This window comes from Mitsuaria sp. TWR114 (assembly GCF_007997345.1).
Genome location: NZ_VOSR01000099.1, coordinates 1 through 2,927 on the forward strand (window position 1 = coordinate 1; position 2,927 = coordinate 2,927).

Below are 2,927 nucleotides of genomic sequence, written 5' to 3' on the forward strand. Positions count from 1 at the left end.
GGCCGCGCTGCACCTGGCGATCACGCGCCGGCTGCGCGCCGCCAACGACGAACGCATCCCCGCCTTCCTGACCGCCACGCAGGCCAACCTCGCGCGGCCGGCGGTGGTGCATCCGATCGAGCATCGCGCTTCGCGCTGATCAACCTGGAAGCGGGCAAGCGCGCGAAGGCGGCCACCGCGCATCACGCGGCGCTGGATTTCTTCGGCTGGACGCTGACCTGGCTGGGCGACGAGCAGACCAGTCCCGAGGCGCTGGAGGCCAGCCTGCTCTGCGGCGAGGCCGAGTTCATGACCGGTGCGCTCGAGGCCGCCGAGATGCGCCTGGCGGCGCTGCAGGGCCTGGCCGGCGACGGACTGTTCAGCGCCGAGGTGGCCCGGCTGCGGGTGGCCCTGTACACGACGCTGGGCCGCTACGACCTGGCGCTGGACATCGGCCTGGCCTTCCTGGCCAGCGCGGCGGGCATCGTGCTGCCGCGCCATCCGACGCCGGCGCAGGTCGACGCGGAATACGCGCCGCTGCGCGCCTGGTTCGATGAACACGGCGTCGACGCGCTGCGCGACTGGCCGGTCGATCCGGACCCGCGCCGCCGGGCGCTGGTCAACGTCTTCGCCGACCTGGTCCCGCCGGCGATGTATTCGGACCAGCAGCTGGTCGACCTGATGCTGCTGCGCGTGGTCCGGTTGGCGATCGCGCATGGCCATTGCGACGCCTCCGCCAACGCCTACGTCTGCCTGATCCAGGTGCTCGGCGCGCGTTATGGCGACTTCGCCAGCTCGCGTGCCTTCGGCGAGCTCGCGCTGCACCTCATCGGCGAGCGCGGCCTGCGCCGCTACCAGGCGCGCGTGCTGCACACCTATGCGACCTTCGTCGTGCCCTGGACCCAGCCGGCGCGCGGCGCGCGGGAGGTCTTCGGCCGCGCCTTCGAGATCGCCACCCGCGAGGGCGACCACACCTTCGCGCTGTACTGCGGCCGCAACCAGGCCACCGGCATGCTTTTCGCGGGCGAGTTCCTCGAGGACGTGCGCCAGACCGTCGAGGCCGCGCTGGCGCGGGCCAAGGACGCCAACTTCCGGCTGGTCGTCGACGCGGTGCTGGCGCAGCGCACGCTGCTGGGCGTGCTGCAGGACGGCGAGCCGCGCGGCGAGCGCATGGCCGAGCCGGTCGAGGGCGCGCCGGTCACGCTGGTGGACCTGGCCTACTGGACCTACCGGCTGCAGGCGGGGCTGCTCTTCGGCGACCTGGGCGAGGCGCTCGAGTCGCGCCGGCGCGCGCAGGCCTGCGTGGCCGTGGCACGCAACTTCGCCGAATGCGGCGACCTGGCCTTCTACGGCGCGCTCGCGCTGCTGCAGCTGCGTGAGCGCGACCAGACGCAGGAGGCGGCGCTGCGCCACCACCTCGCGTCGCTGGACGGCTGGGCCGCGGAATGTCCGGAGAACTTCGGCGCGCGCCGCGCGCTGGTGCTGGCCGAGCAGGCGCGGGCGCTGGGCCACTTGGCCGAGGCGGCGGACCTCTTTTCCACCGCGGTGACGCAGGCGCGGCGCCACGGCTTCACCCAGGTGGAGGCGCTGGCGGCGGAGCTGGCTGCGGCTTTCCACGCCGGCCTCGGTCGCGAGATCGAGCGCCGCGCCTACTTGCGCCATGCCCTGGCCGCCTGGCAGCGCTGGGGCGCGGCGGCCAAGGCGCGCCAGCTGCAGCAGCGTCATCCGGAGCTGCAGGAGGCCGACGCGCCGGGGCCGACCAGCCGCCTGCACGAGCTCGATGTCCAGGCCGTGCTGCGCATCACCCATGCGCTGGCCAGCGACATCGTGCCCGAGCGCATCGTCGAGACGACCATGCGCACCGCGCTCGAATCGGCGGGCGCCGACTACGGCGCGCTCGCGTTGTGGCGCGACGGCGAATGGACGGTGCGGGCCAGCGCGCGCATGGTCGCGGGGCAGATCGCGGTGACGCAGACGCCGACGGCCTTCAGCGCGGAGCAGCTGCCGGTGACCATCGCCCATGCGGTCGCGCGCACGCAGCATGCGACCCAGTACGACGACGCGCGCGAGGCCCTGGCGCTGGCGCAGGACGACTACGTGAAGCGCGCGCGGCCGCGCTCGCTGCTGTGCGTGCCGATGATGCGCTACGCACGCCTGATCGGCGTGCTGTACCTGGAGAACAGCCTGGCGCCGCGCGTGTTCACGCCGGCCAAGGCGGAGCTGCTGGAGGTGATCGCCTCGCAGGCGGCCTTCTCGCTCGAGAACACGCGGCTGTACGAGGAGCTCGTCGACCAGAACCGCCAGCGCGCCGAGGCCGAGGAGCGCTGCGCGCGGCGCTGGCCGAGCTCGGCCGCGCGAGCCGGCTCAAGGCGATGGGCGAGCTGGTGGCCTCCATCGTCCACGAGATCGGCCAGCCGCTGAGCGCCATCGACACCTCGGCCAGCGCCGCCTCGCGCTGGCTGGAGCGCGACGAGCCCGACATCGGCGAGGCGCTGGCGATGGTCTCCCATGTCCGGCTCAGCGCCAAGCGCGCCAAGAGCATCATCCAGGGCCTGCGCGCGATGGCGCGCAAGGCCGAGCCGCAGTTCGCCGACATCGACCTGTGCGACGCACTGCGCGAATGCGTGTCGCTGGTGGCCGGCTCGATGGCGGAGCTCGGGGTGACGCTCTCGGTGCTCGGCCCGGCGCAACCCTGCCGCGTGCGCGGCGACCGGGTGCAGCTGCAGCAGGTCGCCATCAACCTGCTGATGAACGGCGCCGAGGCGATGGCTGAGGTGCCCGAGGGACAGCGTCGCCTGACGATGCGCTGGGGCGCGGCGCTGCCGGACCTGATCCGCGTCGAGATCGAGGATCGCGGCACCGGCATCCCGCCCGATGCGGCGGCGCAGCTGACCGAGCCCTTCTTCACGACCAAGTCCCACGGCATGGGCATGGGGCTGGCGATCTGC

General features: G+C 73.3%; 2 protein-coding genes. Both read left to right on the forward strand.

Translation table 11 applies throughout. The features are described 5' to 3' along the window. Positions 1-288 precede the first annotated feature (288 nt). Positions 289-2,400: a GAF domain-containing protein gene (locus tag FUT87_RS05030; RefSeq protein ID WP_255511672.1), complete on the forward strand. Its 2,112-nt coding sequence runs from the start codon at positions 289-291 to the stop codon at positions 2,398-2,400. Next, on the forward strand, positions 2,352-2,927 hold a 576-nt coding region (locus FUT87_RS30355; RefSeq protein WP_255511673.1), incomplete at its 3' end, for a sensor histidine kinase. The genes FUT87_RS05030 and FUT87_RS30355, both read left to right, overlap by 49 nt.